We start from the raw sequence: 21297 nt of genomic DNA on the forward strand, positions 1-21297 counted from the left end.
GACCTCGCCCGAAACCGACACCCCCGCCCTGGGCAGCTGAGCCATGTGAGTGACCCCGGCTGACGCCCCTCACCGCATCAGCCGTACACCACATCCATGGACGTGACCAGCACGTGGCAACGTCATCCACCCTGGTGTCACGTAGGGCGTAGGAGATGTTGCGGCTGGTGATCAGCGGAGGTGAAGCTGAGCGGGATGCACCGGATCTCAGCGAGCGCGGACGGAACCGCGCAGGTCGCGATGCGCAAGGAGAGCGTGCGATGCGGATGATGATGAAGGCCCGCATGGACACCCAGATGTCGAATCAGGTGACGAAGGGCGGAGCGATGCCCAAGTCACTGAAGTCAGCCATCGAACGGCTGAAGCCGGAGGCCGCCTACTTCACCCCTGAGGGCGGGCGCTCCATGATTCTCGTATTCGACATGCAGGACAGCTCGCAGCTGCCCTCCATCGCCGATCCGTTCTTCCAGGAGATGGGCGCGGAGGTCACATTTGAGCCGGTCATGAACCTCGACGATTTGCAGAGGGGCCTTGCTGCCCTGCAGTAGCAGAGCTGACCTCCAGCGACCGCACGCTGAACAGCCGGAAGAGACCTCAGCGACCGCCCTGCCGTAGTTCGCATCGAGGGGCAGTCTGACGTCCCCAGCTGACATCAACGACGGCGGACAGCAGCAGAGACGTGCCCGCGCCGCGGCCAGGTGTGACGGCTGTCTGGTCGAACTCCTAAAGCGGTGCTCAGGGCTCCAGTGCCCGGGGCCGTCCGCGGACTGCTACCGGTATCGGCGCCCCGGCACCAGCCACGTCGTGGCCAGCGCCTCGTGCCCGCCGTCTTCGCTCGGGGGATCGTCCGGCGCCTGGGCCTGCTGTACTCCTTCGATCTGCCGCTCGATGCCGCGCAGCGTCTACGGCACGGTGTCCGTGTGCGTGATCCCCTGGTCGCGGTAGGCCCCGACCCGGTCCTGGACCTGAGCGGGTGTCAGCACGCGGTCTTCGACGTAGTAGACGTAGTCGACCTTCTGGTCGTACGCGCGTGGGGTGGTGCTGTCCTGGAGGCCATCGGCGATGATCCACTGATTGAAGTTGACCGACATCGGGGTCTCCGGGAGATACGGCTCCCCGTGGGTGGCGAACAGGTTCCCGTCCACGTAGTACTTGATCGCCGCGTCGTCGACGGTGACGACCAGATCGTGCCAGCCTTCGTAGCTCGCCCGCACCTCGTTGTGCGTGTTGACGGCTTCCCAGGGGTCCGGGCGGTAGGTCTCCCACGACGTCGTGAAGAGGACATTGCCCGGCTCGCCCCAGCCGCCGTTGGGCAGGTACTCGAAGTCCAGCTCCCCGTAGTCCGGGTCCATCGGGGCGTCGAGCGGGGTGATGGTGAAGAAGGTCTGCACGAGCTGGTCGCCGTCGGGGCCGCTCCTGGGCGCGTCGGAGAACCGTACGCGGGCGGCGTAGGTGCCGTTGCCGAACTTGCGCCGGTGGTGGATCTCGGACTGCTGTGTGCCGGCCCCGGTTCCGTCGGTGCCGGTCTCCAGGTTCATGACGCTGCTGCCGCCGTCGGAGGCGAAGGTGATGTTCTCCGGCCGCCAGCCGGCGCTGGGTGCGCCGGGCCCGCCGGAGCCGGACCTGACGGTCCAGCCGCGCTCGGCGAGCTTCGGGTCGTTGTGTGCGGAGTAGTTGAAGTCGTCGAAGAGGGCTGGGTCGTCCTGTGCGGCCGAGGCGGGCAGGGCGGTGAGGGCGGCGCAGGCCAGCCCGGCGGCGGTGGCGACGGCCGCGGCCGTGCGCAGTCTTGTGGCGGTGGTCGGTTTGTGGCTCATCGTCCGACGTCCTCGTCTGAAGGGGGTGGGGGGTCTCGACGTCCTACCGGACCGGAGCTGACCAGTTGTCCAACTGGTCAGCTTCCAGCCCCAGAAGCTGGCATAGACCAATGCCCCCGTCAAGGCTCATGCGGTCCCCATCTCCCGGGATGTGGGCGGGAATTGGGTGATCGGGATGCACGCCCGTGGGTCCGCCCGGCATCTACCAGCAGACCAGTTGTGTGCTCTGCAACGCGCTGGTTACCATCCCAGCCAGGACAGAGGGGCGGTCGTATGGATGGCGGATCGTCACGGGCGATGCTCAAGCGGGAGAGGGTCCGCGACTTCCTCCTCGAACTCATCGACGCACGCGGGCCGGGGGACGGCATCCCCTCGGAGCGCACGCTGTGCGCCCTGCTCGGCGTCTCGCGCCCCACGCTGCGCGCCGCCGTGGACGAGCTGGTGGCGACTGGTCAGCTGGTACGCGAGCACGGCCGCGGCATGTTCGTGGCACCCGCGAAGATCACCCAGGAACTCGTCGGCGACGACCGGGCCATGGCGGTCCCCCGGGCGGGCGGCGACTGGTCCAGCAGAGTGCTCGAACTGACCACCGTGCAGGCCGGTGCCCGCATCGGCCGCAAACTGCGCATGTCTCCGGCGGCCGAACTGGTCTCCATCGCACGGCTGCGGCTCGTCGACGGCTCCCCCATCGCCATCGAGCATCTGCACTTCCCGGCCGATGTGGTGGCCGGCCTCTCGCGGGCAGAACTGGAGGCGGGCGAGCTCTACGACCACCTGAGGGAACGTCACCAGGTACGGGTGCACGAGGCGCTGCAGTCGATCGAGCCCACGGTGGTCAACGAGGACGAGGCCCGCCTGCTCGACGTCCCGGTCCTCTCCCCCGCCCTGCTGTTCGAGCGGCTGACCACGGAGACGTCCGGCCGACCCGTGGAGTACGTGCACTCGCTCTACCGGGGCGACCGCTACCGCATCGTCTCCCGCCTGGCGCTCGCCCCCTCGGCGAGCCCGGCGGCGCGCACAGACCCGCCGGTCCGGCGCGGGCACCACCCCGGTATCCCGCCGGGCGACTTCGCCCTCGGCGGCAGCATCGCGTCGTCGACGACCGGAGACGTGCAGTCCACTCCTTAGACGCCGAGATTCCGACGGACAGGGGCAGACCGGACCGCTCGGTGATCACGTGGACCTTCGAGCCGCCCGCAACCGCTGGACGGCGGTGGGGACGGAGGCCCAGCAGCTGCGGTACGGGAGGGACGGGCGGTGGTGGCCGTACCGCAAGGAGCGCGGCCGCTGGTCCCCTGCGGGCCCCGCCGACCACGACTCCGCGTCCGCCCTGGGGCCCTCCACGGCCCGGAATAGGCCCAGGGCCCGCAGCGCACCGTTTCCGAACGACCGCCGCCCCATGTGTCTTGGCCTCGGGCCAGAGCTCGCCGACCGGCGGTCAGCTCTCGTTGATCAGCCGCAGATAGCGCGCCCAGTCCCAGTGCGGTCCCGGGTCCGTGTGGTCGGAGCCCGGCACCTGGTTGTGGCCGATGATGTGGTCGCGGTTCTTCGGGATGCCGTAGGTGTCGCAGAGGTACGCGGCGAGGGCGGCCGACGACTCGTACATCGCGTCGGTGAAGTACTCGGGCTTGTCCACCCAGCCCTCGTGCTCGATGCCGATGCTGCGGGTGTTGTAGCCCCAGTTCCCGGCGTGCCAGGCGATGTCCTTGTCGTGCACGCACTGGCCGACGAACCCGTCCGCCGAGCGCACCACGTAGTGCGCCGAGACCTTGGAGGCCGGATTCTTGAAGATCTTGATAGTGTCGTCGTAGGTCTCCTGCGTGACGTGCACGACCACGTAGTCGAGGGGGTAGCTCGACGGGCGGCTGGAGACGGTGTAGTTGGACGGGCTGGCGGGCGTCCAGTGGGCGTCCGGGTAGTCGGCCGGGCGTCTCCGGGCGCGGGCGGTGGCGGTTGTGGCTGTGCCGGTGGTCAGGGCAGCGGTGGCGACCACGAGGCCGCCTCGCAGCAGGGTCCGGCGGGCCGGTCGGGACGAGTCCATGGGGGCCTCCAGGAGCGGCGCGCGCATGACAACCCCCCCCTCTGTCATGGTGACCGCTGCGACAGCGGCTGAAACAGAGGATCAGTCGCCCCCGGCACCAAGGGAGTTGGTGGGCCCGACCGGATTGTCGAGCACACGCCTGCACGACGGAGTGCGCCGCCCCCAGCAGCGGCCCGTCGCGGCCGAGCCACGAGACGACGAGCTCGCTGTACGAGCGCGTCACCCGGCGGGACGGCTCCCGCTCCGCGGCGGGCAGCAGCCACGGCGACAGCTCCGCGAGCGCCCCGCCGAGCACCACGGCCTGCGGGTCGAGCAGGTTCACTGACCCGGCGAGTACGATCCCGAGCGCCGAGCCCGCGCCGCGCAGGGACCGCCGTACGGCGCCGTCACCGGCGGCGGCACGGTCCCGTAGCTCCCGGAATCCCCTCGCCGCTCGTCTTCTCTGCTGCACGGAACACCGCCTCCTCGGCCGCGTACTGCTCCAGACGACGACGGCGACGCCAACGAGTGTTGATGCCCTGGAAGAAGCCGGCTGGAATCTCCACCACGATGGCCTGGACGTGCCTCGGTGCGGGTGCTCTGGGAGGGCATCGATACCCGCGAGCCTGCCAAGGACGCGGAGGCAGATGTTCAGGGCACAACCAGCCCCACACACGACCACGCCACCCCTCCCCCACGCCACCAGCACCGCCACACCATGACCCAACGCGCGCAAAACTGATCCCCGAAGCGGCCCGACTCAGCCTCTACAACCACGCCCACGAGCGAGGTACACCCCAACCCGCGGACCAGTAGATAGCTACACAGCCGCGCGAGCCTCGTCCGTTGGCGTGGAAACGCTGCCCCAATCGGGTTGCTGCTCATGCGGTCGGCGTCTGTGCGGGGCAGTGGTGAGCAGTGACTCGGTTCCAACGCCGCTGCCACCACCAATCAGGAGAAACACCATGCATATCCGTACGCCCCTTGCCGCTCTCACGGTCGCGGCTGTCAGTGTCCTCGGCACTGCCTCGGCCGCTTCCGCTGACGACGTCCCCCGACCTGCATTCATCACCGAGAGCCTGAAAGGGGTCACTGGCAATGGCGCCCCTGTTGGCGACGGCCTCCAGGATCCTATTGGGGGCGCCGGGACGTGGCTTTGGGAAAACACCCTTGGCCCGCTCTTCCAATAGCGCTCCCAGCCTGGCCTGACCCGTGCCTGCCCTGGTCAAGATATTCAATGGTGAGGCCGGCGCGACTCCGTACGTCCGACGGGGATCGCCCGTCGTCGGGACACCGGAGCAGCCCCGGAGAACGGCCACCACGTGCCGCGGCGACGGGGGGGGCGGCCGCTCTGCTGCTGACGGCAGGATGTGGCCGAAGAGCGGCGCAGTGCAGCCATCGCGGCGGCTCTCGACTTCGAATGGGCTGTCCGTATCCAGGACCCCGCTGCGGCGTACGGGGGGCTGGCCCGGTCGGACCCGGGAAAAGGCGGCACAGTCCGGCAGCGGCGCCACGGTGCACGACGCAGCCTGGGTGACAGGGACCGGCGGGCTGCACATCGAGGGCCGGGGCCGCGGCCTGAGCGACGTGGTCGCGGGCGCGAACTCTGGCCTGACGTTCTGTCAGGGTGCGGTGACGCGGAATGCAGCCGGACAGGATGCGTCGGCCGGCTTGTCTCAGCCGGCCGACGCCCGGCTCCCCGGAAGCCGCGACAGGGGGCCACGGGCCGGGTAACGCGATGGCGTCCCGCTAAACCTCACACCCGGGAAGAAACCCGTTCCTCTCCCGTGCCATCGTTCGTGCCCTGGACGAGGTCGGAGAACGACGGCCGCCCCGGCCGATGCTCGGCGGGGCGACCGTCGCGAGGAGAGCCGTCCGGTCAGACCGGTGTCGGTTCGCTCGAGGAGGTTGGTCCGGTGCCGCCCCTTGGGCCCGGAACGGCATCGCGCAGTGCCCCGGCGAAGCGGGCAGCGGAGTCCACCAGCGCAACCATGTCCAGGGGGCTGGTGTCGCGGTCGAGGGAGCGGTACTCGACGCCGGTGAGGATCACCAAACGCTCGGGCAGTCCCAGATGCGGATGAGGGATGTCGCCCATCAGGTCGGCCGTGGCTTCCTCAGCGGTCAGGCCGCGGGCGTGTGAAGCGTGAATCCGCCGCTCCACGGTCTGCAGATAACCGATGTAGTTGCGCAGTTCGCCCTGACCGATGACGGGGCCGTGGCCGGGGACGATGATGTCGGGATCGAGGTCGAGGATCCGGTGGCAGGCGTCCTGGACACGGGCCAAAGGCCCGACCCAGTGCACGGGATGGTCGGAGACGAAGATGATGTCGCCGGCACACACGGCCCGTTGTTCGGGCAGGTACACGACGACATCTCCGGCGGTGTGGGCGGGGCCGAGCTCGAGCAATTCCACCGTCAGATCCCCGACGCTCAAGGTGTCCTTGCCGGAGAAGACCCGAGTGGGCAGCACCTGGCGAAGGCCGGAGTAGTCGGTGGGGAAGTGCTCGCGCATGTACCAACCCAGAGGCGTGAGCGGGTCCGTACTGTGGACGAGCTGCTCCATGCGGTCGGGTCCGGGCTCATGACGGGCGTGTTCCCGAGCAGTTGCGGAACTGATGATCTCTGCCCCGGGAAAGAACTGGTTGCCGAACGTGTGGTCCCCGTTGGGGTGGGTGTTGACCACGGTACGGATGGAGTCCACTCCGCCCGGCAGGACACGATCGGCCGCCGCACGCAGACTGCGCGTCAAGTCCGCCGTGTACGGGGTGTCGACGAGCAGCGCCTCCTCCCCGGCCGATATCAACGCGCAGTTGGCGAACCCCCACGTTCCCACGATGCCGGGAGCCCAGAGGTGAAAGCCGTCGGTCAACTCAACTAGTTCTGCGGGGGGTGTTGGTCTCGTCATGCCTCCATCATGAGGGTGCGGGTGAGATTGTCTCAATGAAGATCACTTCCCCAGGAGAGTCGCAGACACCCTGGAGAGGCGCCGGATCGAGGTCGGTCACCAACGGCCTGGAAAGTGGCAGCGGTTCGGGGGCGCGTGCGTCTAGTGCTGGGCGACGGCGCGTAGCATGCCGCAGGCGCGGCTGACCAGAACGCGGGCGGCCGGGCTGTTCGGACCATCTGCTCGCCACGCGAAGACAAGTCGGCCGCGCAACTCCGGCGGGTTGATGGCGATCGTCCGCAACTGCTCGGACCGCGCCTCGGCGAACGCGCCGGGCAGAATCGCCACCCCGAGGCCGCGGCTGGCGAGTTGGGCGAGGAATTCGGGATCGCCGGCTTCGAACGCGATCCGCGGCGCGAACCCGGCGGCCGCGCAGGCTTCGTCGAGTCGGGCGCGCAGGCCCGTGCCGCGGGGCAGACTGATCAGTGCGTGGCCGCGGAGCGTGTCGAGTGAGATGACTGGGTGGACGGCGAGTTCGTGGTCGTGGCCGACCGCCGCGACGATCGGCTGGTCGTCGACCGGCTGACTCTCGATGCCGGCCGGAGTCGTACGGCCCACGCTGATGATCGCCGCGTCGAGGTGTCCTGTCCGCAGGTCGTCGAGGAGTTGATCGGAGTTCGCCTCGGCCAGGGTGATCTCCACCGCCGGATGGTCGTTGTGGAACTCCGCCAAGAGGCCGGGCAGGTCGACGGTGTGCGAGGTCACGGTCCCGACGGCGACGTGTCCCCGGAGCAGTCCGGTCAGCTCGTCGACAGCGAGCCGGGCACCTTCGACCGCGGCGAGCGCGGCCCGCGCGTAAGGGAGGACGGCCGCCCCCACTTGGGTCAGGCGCACCGAGCGGCCGGACCGGTCCAGCAGTTCCTGGCCGAGCTCGCGCTCCAACCGGCGGATCTGTGCGCTGACTCCAGGCTGAGCCACGTGCACCTTCTCCGCGGCTCTGGTGAAGTTCCGCTCCTGGGCAACGGCCACGAAGTATTCAAGCTGCCGCAGTTCCATAACTGACGATTCTAACAACGAGACTTACCATCTCTTGGACTTCTGAACTGGGGCACCACAGAGTGGGAGGTGAGAGAAGGGAGTCGATCGTGACCGAGACCCGTGAACGTGCCATCACCCCCGAAGACCTGGCCCGATTGTTCGTGGAGCGGTCCAACGCCCGCGACGCCGAGGGACTGGCCGAGCTGTACGCGCCCGATGCGGTGCTCGCCTACCCGCCCGGCTCCGCGACGGTCGGCCGGGAAGCGATCCGCGCCGTGTGCGAGCGGATGCTCCAGCACGCCTCGTTGCCGTTTCGGCTGGAGAAGCACCTGCCGACGATCCGCTATGGCGACCTCGCCCTCACCTCGACCCTTCCCGCTGACGGCACGGGCGGCCGGGTTCAGGTCGCCCGCCGCCAGCCGGACGGTACATGGCTGCGCATCATCGACCGGCCCGAGATCCCAACTGAACGATGACGGTGCCCCTGGCCGGGGCGAGGACCAAGCCGCCCGCTGCGCTGAGCCCGCGCCGCGCACCACAGGGGCGGCGGTCATCGAGCGACTGACCGGAGTACGACCGGCCGGAGTAGGTCGAAGCCGGCTCAGGAGTCCCTGGCGACGCCGTGGGAGCGTGGGGTTGCCGGGGGCTCCGGCAGCGCCGAATGGCGGATCCGCCGTTTCTCTTGGCCCGCACGGTGGGAGCAATGCGGCGGATCACGGCTGCATCGCCTGACTTGGGGCAGGCCGACCACTTCGACCGAGGAGGACTGCCATGAAGGCGCGGGACATCATGCATACGGGCGTGGAATGCATCCCTGCCCACGAGACCCTGGACAGAGCGGCGCAACGGATGCGCGAGCTCGACGTAGGGGTCCTGCCCATCTGTGACAAGGACAGGCTGTCTGGCGTGATCACCGACCGCGACATCGTACTCAAGTGCGTTGCCGAGGGGCGCGATCCGTCCAGGGTCACAGCGGCTGACCTGGCCGAAGGCACTCCGGAGTGGATCGACGCGGACGCTGACATCCGTGAGGTTCTCAGCGCGATGGAGCGTCACCAGATCAAGCGCCTCCCCGTCATCGACGTGAAGAACGACAAGCGGCTGGTCGGCATGATCAGTGAGTCCGACCTTGCCCGGAACGTGTCGGACGAGCAGATCGCCGAGTTCGTCTCGAAGATCTTCACCCCCCACTGAACCGCGCGGCCTCGGCACCGATGAGCATCCGACCTCGTCCTATGCCGTGGCCCAGGCGCCCGCGTCAGATGATCTCCCGGAACGTGGACAGTCCAAGAGATACGTCGGTGACCTCAGCGGCCGGTATGCGCGGACTCCGCGGGCCCCCGGGCAAGGCGGCGGCCGCGCAGGCGTGGTCTGCTCCTACGCCGAGGGCGGCTCGACAGCGCGAAAGCTGACGAGCCGCCGTGAACAGAGAGCCGGCGGGGACGGCGGGAAGCCGCTCCCACCGGCTGCCACACGAGCGTCAGTGAGCCGGAACGTACTTGGCGTTCGGGCCGTGGGCGTTCTCGTGCGGCTTGCCGTCACTGGCCAGGAACACCAGCAGGACGATCGGGCCCACAATCGGGATCAGCGCGATGAGCAGCCACCAACCCGACCGATCGGTGTCGTGGAGCCGACGCACGGTGACGCCGTGCACTGCGTCCCCTCAAGGACTGCGATGAGGCCTGTCCTGATGGCTCAAGCCGGGGGCAGAATCTATGCGGCTTGAAGTGCCCTGGTCAAACCGTAACCTAACGGCAGCCAGAGGGCGCTCACCCGCACACCGGTCACGCGTACGCACCCGCGCGAGGCATCGACGGCCGCTCCCTGGCCCGAGGACCCCCCGGTCTCCACCTGGGAAAAGCCGAACCGCGGCGGCACCCGAGGGAGAATGGCGGTATGAGCGAGCGCAAGCCGCCGGGCGTCAGCTTCGAGTCGTGGGTCGAGAAGCAGATCCGCGAAGCGGCGGAGCGTGGCGAGTTCGCCGACCTGCCCGGTGCCGGTGAGCCGCTCCCCGGCCTGGACGAGCCGTACGACGAGCTGTGGTGGGTCAAGCGGAAGATGCGCCGCGAGGGGCTGTCCTACCTGCCACCGACGCTCGCCCTGCGGAAGGAGGCGGAGGACGCGCTGGTCGCAGCGTCACAGGCCAGGTCGGAGCGCGAGGTACGGCAGATCGTGGGGGACATCAACGAAAAGATCGTCGAGGCGACCCGGCGGCCGCTCGACGGCCCGCCGCTCACCTTGGTGCCCTTCGACGTCGAACGTGTCGTCCGTGAGTGGCGGGAGCGGCACTCGGGTTAGGACGGGCCCCGGAGGGGACAGACCCGGGAGGGGATCCGGGTCGTTCGGCCCATCGGATCGCGACGTTGGCACAGAAGTTTCGGTACAACCGATGAATTCCTCGCCGCGGCCCGGTCTACTTCTGCGAAGGCAACACCCAAGACCTGACCAGGAGGCAGCGTCATGACCGCGACCGGCAGCCCGCAGGGCCCGCGCCCGATGTCGATCAGATCCGTCGTCACCACTCAGCCGGTATGGCGAGTCGGTGTCCTGGCTGCCGTCACCGGCGCCGTCGTGACGGAGGTATTCGCACTCGGCGCTCGGGCGCTCGATGTTCCGATGAAGGCCGGGGGCCCCGGTGCCAAGGCCGCCGAGGCGATCCCACCCTTCGGTTTCGCCATGGGGGTGTTGTTCTGGTCGGTCGTCGGGATAGTGCTGGCTGTCGCCCTCGCCCGTTGGGCCAAGCGCCCTGCACGGATCTTCGTCGTCACCACCGTCACGCTCACCGTGCTGTCGCTCGCCGGCCCGATCATGGCCACCCACACCGCCACCACGACCCGGGTCGTCCTCGCCCTGTCACACCTCGTCGCCGCAGCGGTGATCATCCCCGCGCTGGCAGTGCGCCTCGGTCACCGGGAGCCGGATCGTTCATGAACACGCCCGCCTCGTAGAGGGCATCGGCCCCGGCCGTTCGGCTCCGGCCGCCTGGCCCCCTCGAGGCGGGCTCACTCGCCCGGTGGGCCGCGTACGGCCCGGCTTTTGATCTTGATGCGGTCCTGACAATCTTAGGGGTTCCGTGGCACTCTGCCTCACGCACCGGTAACCGCACCACCCGTCTGCCCGGACCGGGCACGCCCCGGTCCGGCCCCCACACTGCCCGCGTGACACCTCGCGCGGCTTTGGCAGAAGGAGTACGCGTGAGACATCCCCGTCGTACCGCCGTCGGCATCCTCGTGGCCGCCGGCACCCTGCTCGCAGCAGGACTCCAGGCAACCACCGCCAACGCGACCCCGGCCCCCGGCCCCGCGGCCGTGCACCACGTCGCCGCAACCACTGCTCAAGCGCAGGACAAGGTCAGGGACTTCTGGACCCCGGAGCGGATGCGATCGGCCACTCCGCTCGACCTGCTCACGGTCGCGCCGGGCGCCGTCTCGGCTCCGAAGCACCGCGGCAAGGCATCCACCGTCCTGCCGACCCTCCCATCCATAGGCATCAAGTCCTTCCCGCAGGCCGGCGGGCCGTGGACCGGCGGCGGCGCCGTCGTCAAGACCTCCGGCAGGGTGTTCTTCACCTTCCAGGGTCGTACCGCATCCTGTTCAGGCAACGCCGTCACCAGCAAGAACGCCAGCACAGTGATCACGGCTGGGCATTGCCTCAAGTACCAGGGCAGCTGGCACACCAACTGGGTGTTCGTCCCCGGCTACCACGACGGTCAGCGACCCCACGGCACCTGGACGGCGACCAAGACCGTGACCACACCGCAGTGGGCGGAGAGTGAGGACATCAACTACGACGTCGGCGCCGCCGTCGTCAGCCCGCTGGACGGCAAGCGGCTCACCGACGTCGTCGGGGCTCAGGGCCTGCAGTTCAACGGCGGCTACAACAAGCCGATGTACGCCTTCGGCTTCCCCGCCGCCTCCCCGTATGACGGCAGCAAGCTCATCTACTGCAGCGGCAACACCTCCAAGGACATGTTCTTCTCCAACGACCACGGCATGGCCTGCAACATGACGGGCGGCTCCAGCGGGGGCCCGTGGTTCGCCTCGTTCAACGAGGCCACGGGCACCGGCCTGCAGACGTCGGTGAACAGCTTCGGCTACACCTTCCTGCCCAACCGGATGTTCGGCCCGTACTTCGGGAACGAAGCAGAGAGCGTCTACGAACAGGCACAGACTGCCTGACGTCTCGGATGTCTCCGCCCGTGGCGGCCGATGCGGTGACCACCGCGTCGGCCGCCACGGGCGTTCCGATGCACCTCCCGGCCGGGGTGACCGTGCTCTTCGAGCATGAGCCGTGCCTGCCTGGCGAACTCCCGGCACGGCTGCAACTCGTCTGAGGTTGCGGCCCGGAGGCGTGAGCGCCTCCCAGGCTCCGGAGCGGGGCTCTTCGCCGCATCGCCGGCAGACCTCCGAGGACTTCTGCCGCATCCATTGACCGTGGACCGTCACAGGTCGATTCTGTACCCGAACACGGTTCAAGTGGCTGAACACTCCGGATCTCCCCCAGCTACCGCTGGGAGGTGCCCCATCGCACCGCCGGTGCACTCCCCCCAGGGAGGATCATGAGACGCCTGCGTGCCCTGCTTCTCATCGCAGCCCTTGTGTGTACGGGGCTGACCGCGCCGCGTACGGCGGCAGCCGATGCTCCTGCCCCGGTCGGATACGAGGCCGAGAACGCACTGATCTCGCAGGGCGTCGTCGAGGCCGACCACAGCGGCTTCACCGGGACCGGGTTCGTCAACTACGACAACGCCACTGGTGGCTATGTCGAGTTCACGGTGGACGTCGCGCAAGCCGGCAAGTCCGCACTCGCGCTCCGGTTCGCCAACGGCACCTCCTCCGACCGGCCGATGAACATCTCCGTGAACGGAGTGGCCGTCGCCGAGAACGTCTCGTTCCCGTCCACGGGCGCATGGAGCACCTGGCGGACCAGCAGGGTCACGACCACGCTCAACGCGGGCGCCAACACCGTACGCGCCACCGCCACCACCGCGAACGGCGGACCCAACCTCGACTCGCTCACCGTCGGCGACGACACCGGCGCCACGGACTGGTCGGTTGCCCTGGTCGAGTCGACGATGGCGCGCCACAGCCCCGGTCAGATCGGCGGCTGGTCGTATCCGGTCGGGCTCTATCTCTACGGTCAGTACCTCACGTACCAGCGCACCCACGACGCCCGCTATCTGTCGTACATCAAGAGCTATGTCGACCGGTTCGTCGACAGCAGCGGCAACATCGGCCAGAGCTTCAACAACCTCGACAGCATGCAGGCCGGCCGGCTGTTGGTGATCATGCACCACGAAACGGGACAGGCGCGCTACGGCACCGCGGCCAAGAAGATCCGCGACCGGCTGAAGAGCTATCCGCGCACCTCCGACGGCGGCTTCTGGCACGCCACGTCGAGCAGCCGCGCCCACCAACTCTGGGCGGACGGCGTCTACATGGTCAGTCCGTTCCTCGTCGAGTACGGCAGGGAATTCGGCGACTCGACGTACGGACAGGACGAGGCGGCGAAACAGATCGCCGTCTACGGCAGCCATCTGCAGGTGGACAGCGGACTGCTCAAGCACGCCTACGACGAGTCGCGCAACGCGAGTTGGTCCGACCCGGACACCGGCCTCGCTCCCGAGCACTGGTGCCGCGCGGTCGGCTGGTACTCGATGGCCACGGTCAACGTGCTGGACGCCCTTCCCGCCGCGCACCCGCGCCGTGACCAGCTGCTCACCATCCTGCGGAAGCTCGCGGCGGGCCTGGAGCGCTACCAGGACCCCGCCACCGGTCGGTGGTTCCAGGTCATCGACGAGGGCTCTCGGCCGGACAACTGGACCGAGACGTCCTGCTCCAGCATGTTCAGCTTCGCGCTGTCCCGTGCCGCGCAGCAGGGCTACGTCGACGCCCACTACGCGGACGTCGCCCGGCGCGGCTACGACGGTGTGCTCGCGAAGATCTCACTCGGCGGCGACGGCCGGACCCAGCTGACCGACATCTCCATCGGCACCAACGTCGGCAATTACGCCTACTACATCAACCGCACCAGAGCCACGAACGACTTCCACGGGCTCGGCGCCTTTCTGATCATGAATGAACAACTCGGAGCGAGGCAGAGGAGGTAGCGGAGATGAGCACCTCGAGGAGAGCGCTGTTCGGGGCCGCGGCGGGCGGGGCCGTCGCGGCGGCCTATCCCAGCCTCGGGCACGCCCGGCCCGCGGCCTGGCAGCTGCGCTGGTCGCCCTCGGCCGGCTCCGACGGACTGCGCGCGTTCGAGACGATCGAGGACGACCGGGCCGACTCGCACCCGGCCGGCCAGCCGCACATCTACGCCGAGGGCGACAACTTCCGGTTCAACATGCACAGGGTGGACCGGGACACCATGACCGACCGGCAGCGCCAGGAGGTCACCGGCTGCCGCAACGGCGACACGTACCTGAAATGGCTGTCGGGTCAGACCTGGCGGATCACGTACTCCATGTACATCCCGAGCTCGCTCAAGGCGACCACCAGCTTCACCCACATCATGCAGATGAAGCAGCCCGGCAAGGGCGGGTCCCCGATCGTCGTGCAGTCACTGCGCCGGGTGGACGGCGCGCAGACCATCGAGCTGAAGCTGTTCGACTCCAACATCCTCGTCGGTCGTACGGCCCTGGTGCCGCTGCACGACAAGTGGACCGACGTCGACTTCCAGATCACGATCGGCAACGGTACGTCGGGCTCCGTCCGCTGGATCCTCAAGAGCGGCGGCACCACGGTGATCGACCGGACGAGGACCGGGGTCGACACCTTCCTCGCGGACCGAGTGCGCCCGAAGTGGGGCATCTACCGCTCGCTCGGCGACACATCGGGTTCGCTGCAGGACTGCCACATGCTCCTCACCACCATGCGCGGCTACCAACTCGTCTGAGGGGGCGAAAGAAGCAATGAGACATATGAGAAACAGCGTTGCCATCGCGTTATGGGGGTTCCTGGTGCTGCTGGGTCTCGCCCAGCCGTCGAGCGCCACCGCACCGGCGGCCGCCCTTCCCGTAGCGGCGCCGGCGGCCCCCGCGGCAGCCGAATTCAATGTGCGCGACTACGGAGCCAAGGGGGACGGCTCGACGAACGACACATCGGCCATCCAGAAGGCCATTGACGCGGCCAACGCCGCGGGCGGCGGGACGGTGCGTTTCCCGGCGGGGACGTACGAGTCCAAGAACACCATCCACATGAAGAGCCATGTCACCCTGCAGCTCGACGCGGGATCGACGATCAGCGGCAACGGCGCGGACAGCTACGACCCGCCTGAGCCCAACCCCTGGGATGAATACCAGGACTACGGACACAGCCACTTCCACAACGCGATGATCTACGGTGACAGGCTCACCGACATCGGCTTCACCGGCTCCGGCACCATCGACGGCGACGGCGCGCTCATCACGGGCAACCCGAAGTCCGGCGAGGCCGACAAGATCATCTCCCTGACCCGGTGCAAGAACCTGACGATGAGCGGGATCACGCTGCGCGAAGGCGGCCACTTCGCGGCCCTCATCAACAACTGCGACAACGTCGTCTCCGACCGCCTGACCATCGACACCGCGATGGACCGGGACGGCTGGAACGTCATCAGCACCACCAACGTCAAAATCACCAACGCGCACTTCGAGGCCAACGACGACGCACTCGCCTTCAAGAGCGACTACGCGCTGGGCGCCAAGCTGTCCAACGGCCACGTCACCGTGACCGACTCCTTCCTCTCGGCCAAGTGCTGCAACGCCCTGATGTTCGGCTCCGAGACCTGCGGCGACTTCACCGACTACCGCTTCGAGCGGATCACCATCCGGGGCTCCAACAAGTCCGGACTCGGCATGGTCTCCATGGACGGCTCCAAGATCTCCGACGTCCACTACAAGGACATCACCATGACCGACGTCCACTCGCCGATCATGCAGAAGGTCGGAACCCGTAAACGCTGCGGCAACAACCCGGGCGTCGGCTCCATCCGCGACATCACGTACACCAACATCAAGGCGACCGGATCCAGTCCGTCCTTCTCGCCGACCCTGTGGGGCGAGTCCGGCAGCGGCCGGATCACAGACATCACTTTCGACAACGTGGACATCAGCGTGCCCGGCGGCAGCGGCACCATGTCCACCGACCCGCCCAGCAACCAGCCGACCAACTACAACCCGAACAGCATCGGAACCCGCCCGGCGTACGGCTGGTACATCCGCAACGCCGACGACGTCCGCTTCACGGGCAGCGAGGTGCGGTTCGCCGCGAACGACGGTCGGCCCGCGGTCATCGCCAACAACAGCAGCGGGGTGCGATTCGACCGCTTCACCGCCCAGCGCGGCAGCAACAGCCCCTCCGACCTCCTCTTCCAGTCGGTGACCGGCTACTGCGTCGTGGACAGCAGCAATACGACCGGGGGCGCCCTGCGCATCAGCCAGACCGGCTCCAGCCAGAACTGCGGCAAGCCCAACCTCGACCATCTGGACGGCCCAGCATGAACAGACGTCTGACCGTACGGCTACGGCTCTTGGCGGTGCTCGCCCTACTGCTCGGCGCGCTCGCCCTGCCCGGACCTGCCCGCGCCGATGTGCTGCACCCGCGCCAGGACTTCCTGCGCTCCTCCGTCTCCGGACTCTTCCTGCACTGGGGCCAGCGCACGGCGCCCACGCACACCAGCTGCAGCGCCTGGGAGAAGGACGTGACGAACGGCGGCTGGACCGCCGACTACTGGGTGAATGAGGCTCAGAAGCTGCACTCCCAGTATCTGGTGCTCGCCACCTTCCACAGCCGCCTGGGCTACGCCCGCCCCTGGCCGTCCAAGATCCCCGGCAGCTGCGCCACGAAGCGGGACTTCCTCGGCGAGCTGATCAGCGCCGCCAAGGCCAAGGGGCTCAAGACGATCCTCTACATGACCGACGACCCGCAGTGGCACAACGAGGGCGGCCACGAGTGGCTCGACTCGGCCGCGTACTCCGCGTACAAGGGCCGCACCGTCGACCTGCACACCCGGGACGGCTTCGGCGAGTACTCCTACGACCTCTTCTTCGAGGTCATGGACCGCTATCCGGATCTCGGCGGTTTCTGGATCGACAACGACAACGCGTACTGGGAGCGCAACAACCTCTACGCGAAGATCTACCAGAAGCGGCCGAACTACACGCTCAGCAACAACAACGAAGACACGCCGATCATGGACATGATCAGCAATGAGCAGAAGACCGGGATGTCCCCGTCGTACGACTACCCGCAGGCGGTCTACACGGCGGCGCCCCGGCTGATCGAGGCCGACTTCAAACTCCCGTCAACCGGAGCCTGGTGGTACACCGGCTCCGACCCCGCCGTGGACCGCAAACTCACCCTCGGCCGACTCATCACCAACGCCGGCTCGTCGGTCAAGGCGCTCATGGCGGAAACCGCGATGGTGAACGGGAAGTTCCCGTCGAACCAGGCCGCTTTCAACAACTTCGCCAACGGCTATCTCGACGCCGTCTGGGAGTCACTGAAGGGCACCGAAGGCGGCGGCTATATGTACGGCGGGCTGAAGCCCGGCTTCTGGAACGACGGCGCGCACGGGGTCACCACGGTCAGCAAGGCCGACCCGAACCAGCACTACGTCCATGTGCTGACTCCGCCCTCCACCTCCACCCTCAGGGTCCGCGACAACGGCTACCGGGTGACGAAGGTGACCAACCTGCGCACCGGAGCGGCGATCGCCTTCAGCCAGTCGGGCGGAACGCTCAGCCTGACGGGTCTGGGGAGCTGGGACCCGTACGACACGGTCTTCAAGGTCACCACCAGTGGACGCGAGGGCATCATCCCCGCCTCGTCCTACACCATGAGCGCCAGCGCTTCCGCGAGCGGGCACGGCGCCGCCGCGGCGGCCGACGGGAACTTCTCGACGTTCTGGGACAGCAACAAGACCACCCCGGTCTCGCTCCGCTTCGACCTCGGTTCGGCCAAGCGGGTGCAGTACCTCGCCGTCAACCAGCGCGAGGACTCGGTGAGCTACGCCCGGTCGGGGACCGAGCAGTCGGCGCGCATCCGGGACTACCGGGTGTACGTCAGCAATGACGGTACGAACTGGGGCAATCCGGTGAAGACCGGCACGCTACCCAGTCACCGGAGCGTGGCTGTCATCGACATCCCGGCCACCACGACGCGCCATGTGCGGCTGGAGGTGGTGAACACGCACGCGGCGTCGACCGACTCGACGCGCTACAAGCGGCTGCGCATCGACGAGACGTGGCTCGGTTCGGCCTACGCAGGGGGCGGCAGGACTTCGCAGCTCACTGCAGGTCGCGATGGTCGCGTTGGGCTCGCTGGTCGCACCGGTTCATAGCCGGTCATAGCCGGTACACATAACGGCGCCGAGGGCTGCCCGCTTCTCGCGGGCCCTGATTGCGCGGTGCGCGGCTCGGAATCCGCTTCCCCGCGTCTGTGGGTCGCCCTCGGTGCCACTTCAAGGACAACACAGAGCCGAGCCGCAGGGAAGGGCCGGGGGTCCCTTCAGCGAATCCGACCGACCTGTCCGCAAGAGACCGCAGCTCATCGGGGCGTCTCTGCTGTGGCGATCGTGAACCGTGTGAACGAGGGATCACGGCACTGACGCCTTCCCGTGCTGGAGGTTGCCCCGGGGTCGACGTGATAGGTGACCGTGACCCGACATGCGGAGGATCACCACCCGTGTATCGGCGACCTCGGACAGTTCCGGGAGGAAGCGGTGAGCGCCGGCGAAGAACACGGGCCCGTCGATCCGGGAGGCGACGATCTGCTCGGCGAGCAGCGCGTGCTCCTCGTCGCTGAGGTCACCCGACAGATCCGGTAGATCCCGGCGCCGGTGCCGACCCATGGCCGCCAGATCCGCGCGGGCAGGCAGCAGTGAGCGGACGGGGCCCGCTCGCGTTCGTCCGGAACCATCGGACGGGAGGAGGCGTCAAGTTGAGCGGCAGGAAAAAGGACTTCGCACCTGATGCGCCGTCACACCCCGCCTACAAGCCCCCCGCCGAGCGGCAAGGCTCCTCTTTGAGCTCGCGCCGATAGGCGTGTGTTCATGGGCGGCGGTTCGAACGCTCGTCCCAGCGGTGGGTCGTCCATGCCCGAAGACAGGCTACGTACGGTAATGATCGTGTCCGCGAGGTCGAAGGAGGCGTCGATGACGGTAGCGCGGCGTCCGTAGCAGCGAGCGAGGCGGTGGAAGGCGTTCTGCCAGGCATGAGTTCGCTCGACGTGCCACCGCCGGCTTGCGTGGATCGGCGCATTCTCGCCCTTGTGTGCGATCCGGCCGTGCCGTCCGCGCTCGTCGAGTAGCGTGCGGGTCTTGCCCGAGTCGTAGCCGACGTCGAGGTGCACGGTGATGTCATCGGGCAGGGGCCCCAGGTCGTCCAGGCGGTCCAGGGTCGAGGCGAGCGGGAGCGTACGAGGCCGGACCATACGTTCGCCATTGTCCCGGAAGAGAAGAGGAACTGTTCCATGGCTTTGCGCCGTCGTACCGCCGCACTTGCTGCCGTTACCGCACTGATCGCCGTACCGGTGGTCGTCGGCTGCGGCTCCGACGACAAAACGCTGGACTGCGTCCAGACCGCCAAAGCCGTCGCCCGGAGCGTCGACGACCTTCAAGCGATCGTCGATAGCTCCTGGGACAACCCCGTGGAGGTAGAGCAGGCCCTCGACGAGATCGACAAGAGCCGATCCGACATCGACAAGAACCTATCCGCTAAACATCCCAACTGGGGCGACGCCACGAGCGCCGACGACGCCCTCTCCGAGGCCGTCGACGCTGTCCGTACCGCCCTTGTGGAGGGCGGCAAGCGCCCCGACCTCACCCGGTTTACCGATGCCTCGGCCAGACTGACCAAGGCCTGCTCGTCCTGATGTCTCAGGTCCAGACCCCCGGTCTCCGTGTTCGCTCCATGGTGTTCCCTGGAACTGCGAAACCGGAGTCGGGGGCCTCGACCTGCGCGTCCCCGGGGGACACATGAAGCGTTTAGTGCCGCGAATTGGTCCCAGAGCGGTTCGGTCAGCCTGACGGCAGTATCGGGAGTGCTCCACCGCGCCTATCCGCGCGACCTCTTAGAGGAGCTAACACAATGCTCGGACGCGTCGGTAGGTAATCACGCAGCAGGCCAGCTTGAGGAACGCTTCGTGGATGTCATCGCGAATCTCCCAACGGATCCGCAGACGGCGGAAGCCGTGGATCCAGGCATTCGTCCGCTCTACCACCCAGCGGACTGCGCCGAGCCCGGAGCCGTGCGGCACTCCGCGTCGGGCGATGACCGGCTTGATCCCGCGCTGCCACAGCAGGCGCCGGTACTTGTCGAAGTCATAGCCACGATCGGCGAAGAGCTGCTGCGGCCGGTGGCGCGGCCGGCCAGTGCGGCCCTTGACGTGCGGTATCGCATCAAGCAGGGGCAGCAGCTGGGTGACATCGTGCTGGTTGCCACCGGTGAGCGTGATGGCCAGCTAAGCGAACCGTGCCTGATGCGGCACTAGCCGTGGGGGAGAATCACCGTGATGCCGGGTACGGAGCCGATCTCGGCCAGGGCGAGCCCGGCCTTGTCCAAACCGACAGTCCTGGTGACCAGCAGATCCGGCCGCAGAATGCCGGCCGCCGCCATGTCCATCATCGCGGGATACCCATGCGCGGCCATGCCATGACTGCCCGAGACCACCAGCTCGTACGCCAGCACCCGGATCATCGACAGCCCGGTGAGCCCGCCGGCGGCCCGCACCTGGACATGCCGTCCGCGCCGTCGGAGGCTTCCGATCCCCAGCTCGGTACTGAAGGCGTGGCCCATGGCGTCGACCGACAGATGGGCTCCCCCTCCTGTGATGTCCCGGACCGCGGCGGCGACCGCATCAACGGGCTCGGGGACGCCACCGGTACTGCCGGGTGCCTCACCGCTCCCAGGCATCCGGTGCACCGCGGCGGCGCCCAGTCGCTCGGCGAGGGCCAGTGCCTCGCCACCGCTGTCCACCGCGACTACCCGGGCCCCGGCGGTCGCGGCGATCATGACAGCCGAGAGTCCAATCCCGTCACATCCGTACACCACCACCCACTCACCCGGTCGAACCGCGCCGACCTGGACCACGGCGCGGAAAGCGGTGGCGAATTGGCATCCCAGGCCTGCCGCAGCCGTGAACTCCATCGCCGTCGGCAGTCTGACCAGGTTGACGTCGGCGTGATCGATTGCCGCATACTCCGCGAACGAGCCCCAATGATGGAATCCCGGCTGCGTCTGCCGCTCGCACACCTGCTGCTCTCCAGCCGCGCACGCGCCGCATGTCCCGCATGCACACACGAACGGCACTGTGACCCGGTCCCCAGGCCGCCATCTCGAGACCTGAGAGCCCACCGCCTCGACCACCCCTGCCAGCTCATGTCCTGGCACATGCGGGAGGAGGCGAATGTCCTGGTCGTGGCCTTGCCAGCCGTACCAATCGCTCCGGCACAGTCCTGCCGCCTCAACCTTGATCACTGCCCCGGCGAGGGAGGGCGCAGGGTCAGGCACCTCACGGACCGAGAGCTCCTGTCCGAAAGCGTCGAAAACCAAAGCCCTCATA

Annotated in this window: 16 protein-coding genes and 7 pseudogenes; 13 read left to right on the plus strand and 10 right to left on the minus strand. The window is 68.0% G+C overall.

Translation table 11 applies throughout. The annotated features are described in order from the left end of the window. Positions 1–155 precede the first annotated feature (155 nt). A complete protein-coding gene (locus tag ACTWQI_RS21790) occupies positions 156–548 on the plus strand; it encodes a hypothetical protein (RefSeq protein ID WP_443272896.1) in 393 nt (130 codons plus the stop codon). A gap of 354 nt (positions 549–902) precedes the next feature. On the opposite strand, the pseudogene ACTWQI_RS21795 reads toward ACTWQI_RS21790, so the two are convergent. Next, positions 903–1703, minus strand: a pseudogene (locus ACTWQI_RS21795) (glycoside hydrolase family 16 protein); the annotation flags it as partial. Positions 1704–2087: 384 nt separating this feature from the next. Here ACTWQI_RS21795 and ACTWQI_RS21800 point away from each other — a divergent pair. Both ACTWQI_RS21800 and ACTWQI_RS21805 read left to right on the plus strand, forming a co-directional pair. Further along, positions 2088–2942, plus strand: coding sequence for a GntR family transcriptional regulator (locus ACTWQI_RS21800; RefSeq protein ID WP_443272897.1), 855 nt, complete (start codon positions 2088–2090; stop codon positions 2940–2942). A gap of 46 nt (positions 2943–2988) precedes the next feature. Continuing rightward, a pseudogene (locus tag ACTWQI_RS21805) lies at positions 2989–3147 on the plus strand (SWF or SNF family helicase); the annotation flags it as partial. A gap of 105 nt (positions 3148–3252) precedes the next feature. On the opposite strand, the gene ACTWQI_RS21810 reads toward ACTWQI_RS21805, so the two are convergent. The 4 genes and pseudogenes from ACTWQI_RS21810 to ACTWQI_RS21825 form a co-directional block, all read right to left on the minus strand. Beyond that, a complete protein-coding gene (locus ACTWQI_RS21810; protein WP_443272899.1) occupies positions 3253–3882 on the minus strand; it encodes an N-acetylmuramoyl-L-alanine amidase in 630 nt (209 codons plus the stop codon). 184 nt (positions 3883–4066) lie between these two features. Next, positions 4067–4549, minus strand: a pseudogene (locus tag ACTWQI_RS21815) (hypothetical protein); the annotation flags it as partial. Between the two features lie 1164 nt (positions 4550–5713). Further along, complete coding sequence (locus tag ACTWQI_RS21820) at positions 5714–6739, minus strand: MBL fold metallo-hydrolase (RefSeq protein WP_443272901.1); 1026 nt, start codon at positions 6737–6739, stop codon at positions 5714–5716. Positions 6740–6880: 141 nt separating this feature from the next. Continuing rightward, the gene (locus ACTWQI_RS21825) at positions 6881–7774 is read right to left on the minus strand and encodes a LysR family transcriptional regulator (RefSeq protein WP_443272902.1); all 894 of its coding nucleotides are present in this window, start codon (positions 7772–7774) and stop codon (positions 6881–6883) included. Between the two features lie 89 nt (positions 7775–7863). Here ACTWQI_RS21825 and ACTWQI_RS21830 point away from each other — a divergent pair, with 89 nt between their 5' ends. Both ACTWQI_RS21830 and ACTWQI_RS21835 read left to right on the plus strand, forming a co-directional pair. Beyond that, positions 7864–8232, plus strand: coding sequence for a YybH family protein (locus ACTWQI_RS21830; RefSeq protein ID WP_443272905.1), 369 nt, complete (start codon positions 7864–7866; stop codon positions 8230–8232). A 295-nt stretch (positions 8233–8527) separates the two neighbouring features. Further along, on the plus strand, positions 8528–8950 hold the full coding sequence (locus tag ACTWQI_RS21835) for a CBS domain-containing protein (RefSeq protein ID WP_443272906.1): 423 nt from the start codon (positions 8528–8530) through the stop codon (positions 8948–8950). A gap of 286 nt (positions 8951–9236) precedes the next feature. On the opposite strand, the pseudogene ACTWQI_RS21840 reads toward ACTWQI_RS21835, so the two are convergent. Next, a pseudogene (locus ACTWQI_RS21840) lies at positions 9237–9401 on the minus strand (DUF805 domain-containing protein); the annotation flags it as partial. 251 nt (positions 9402–9652) lie between these two features. On the opposite strand from ACTWQI_RS21840, the gene ACTWQI_RS21845 reads away from it, so the two are divergent. The 7 genes and pseudogenes from ACTWQI_RS21845 to ACTWQI_RS21875 form a co-directional block, all read left to right on the plus strand. Next, on the plus strand, positions 9653–10054 hold the full coding sequence (locus ACTWQI_RS21845) for a J-domain-containing protein (RefSeq protein WP_443272908.1): 402 nt from the start codon (positions 9653–9655) through the stop codon (positions 10052–10054). A gap of 162 nt (positions 10055–10216) precedes the next feature. Then, positions 10217–10687 (plus strand): DUF6069 family protein, encoded by a 471-nt coding sequence (locus ACTWQI_RS21850; protein ID WP_443272910.1) that lies wholly within the window; start codon positions 10217–10219, stop codon positions 10685–10687. A 263-nt stretch (positions 10688–10950) separates the two neighbouring features. Then, on the plus strand, positions 10951–11934 hold the full coding sequence (locus tag ACTWQI_RS21855) for a trypsin-like serine peptidase (protein ID WP_443272911.1): 984 nt from the start codon (positions 10951–10953) through the stop codon (positions 11932–11934). 8 nt (positions 11935–11942) lie between these two features. Continuing rightward, positions 11943–12089: a hypothetical protein gene (locus ACTWQI_RS21860; RefSeq protein WP_443272912.1), complete on the plus strand. Its 147-nt coding sequence runs from the start codon at positions 11943–11945 to the stop codon at positions 12087–12089. A 225-nt stretch (positions 12090–12314) separates the two neighbouring features. Beyond that, a complete protein-coding gene (locus tag ACTWQI_RS21865; protein WP_443272914.1) occupies positions 12315–13865 on the plus strand; it encodes a glycoside hydrolase family 88 protein in 1551 nt (516 codons plus the stop codon). A gap of 5 nt (positions 13866–13870) precedes the next feature. Continuing rightward, positions 13871–14650, plus strand: coding sequence for a Tat pathway signal sequence domain protein (locus tag ACTWQI_RS21870; protein ID WP_443272915.1), 780 nt, complete (start codon positions 13871–13873; stop codon positions 14648–14650). Positions 14651–14666: 16 nt separating this feature from the next. Further along, positions 14667–18073 (plus strand): annotated as a pseudogene (locus tag ACTWQI_RS21875) (glycosyl hydrolase family 28 protein); the annotation flags it as partial. 258 nt (positions 18074–18331) lie between these two features. Here the strand turns inward: ACTWQI_RS21875 and ACTWQI_RS21880 are convergent. Both ACTWQI_RS21880 and ACTWQI_RS21885 read right to left on the minus strand, forming a co-directional pair. Next, entirely contained in the window at positions 18332–18586 is a 255-nt protein-coding gene (locus ACTWQI_RS21880; protein WP_443273027.1) for a hypothetical protein, read from the minus strand. A gap of 199 nt (positions 18587–18785) precedes the next feature. Next, positions 18786–19143, minus strand: a pseudogene (locus tag ACTWQI_RS21885) (transposase); the annotation flags it as partial. A 63-nt stretch (positions 19144–19206) separates the two neighbouring features. On the opposite strand from ACTWQI_RS21885, the gene ACTWQI_RS21890 reads away from it, so the two are divergent. Continuing rightward, positions 19207–19608, plus strand: a complete 402-nt coding sequence (locus ACTWQI_RS21890; RefSeq protein ID WP_443272917.1) for a hypothetical protein — start codon at positions 19207–19209, stop codon at positions 19606–19608. A gap of 207 nt (positions 19609–19815) precedes the next feature. Here the strand turns inward: ACTWQI_RS21890 and ACTWQI_RS21895 are convergent. Next, positions 19816–20196 (minus strand): annotated as a pseudogene (locus ACTWQI_RS21895) (transposase); the annotation flags it as partial. Positions 20197–20222: 26 nt separating this feature from the next. Then, on the minus strand, positions 20223–21296 hold the full coding sequence (locus tag ACTWQI_RS21900; RefSeq protein WP_443272919.1) for an alcohol dehydrogenase catalytic domain-containing protein: 1074 nt from the start codon (positions 21294–21296) through the stop codon (positions 20223–20225). Position 21297 lies beyond the last annotated feature (1 nt).

This window comes from Streptomyces sp. KR80 (assembly GCF_052245555.1).
GTDB lineage: Bacteria > Actinomycetota > Actinomycetes > Streptomycetales > Streptomycetaceae > Streptomyces.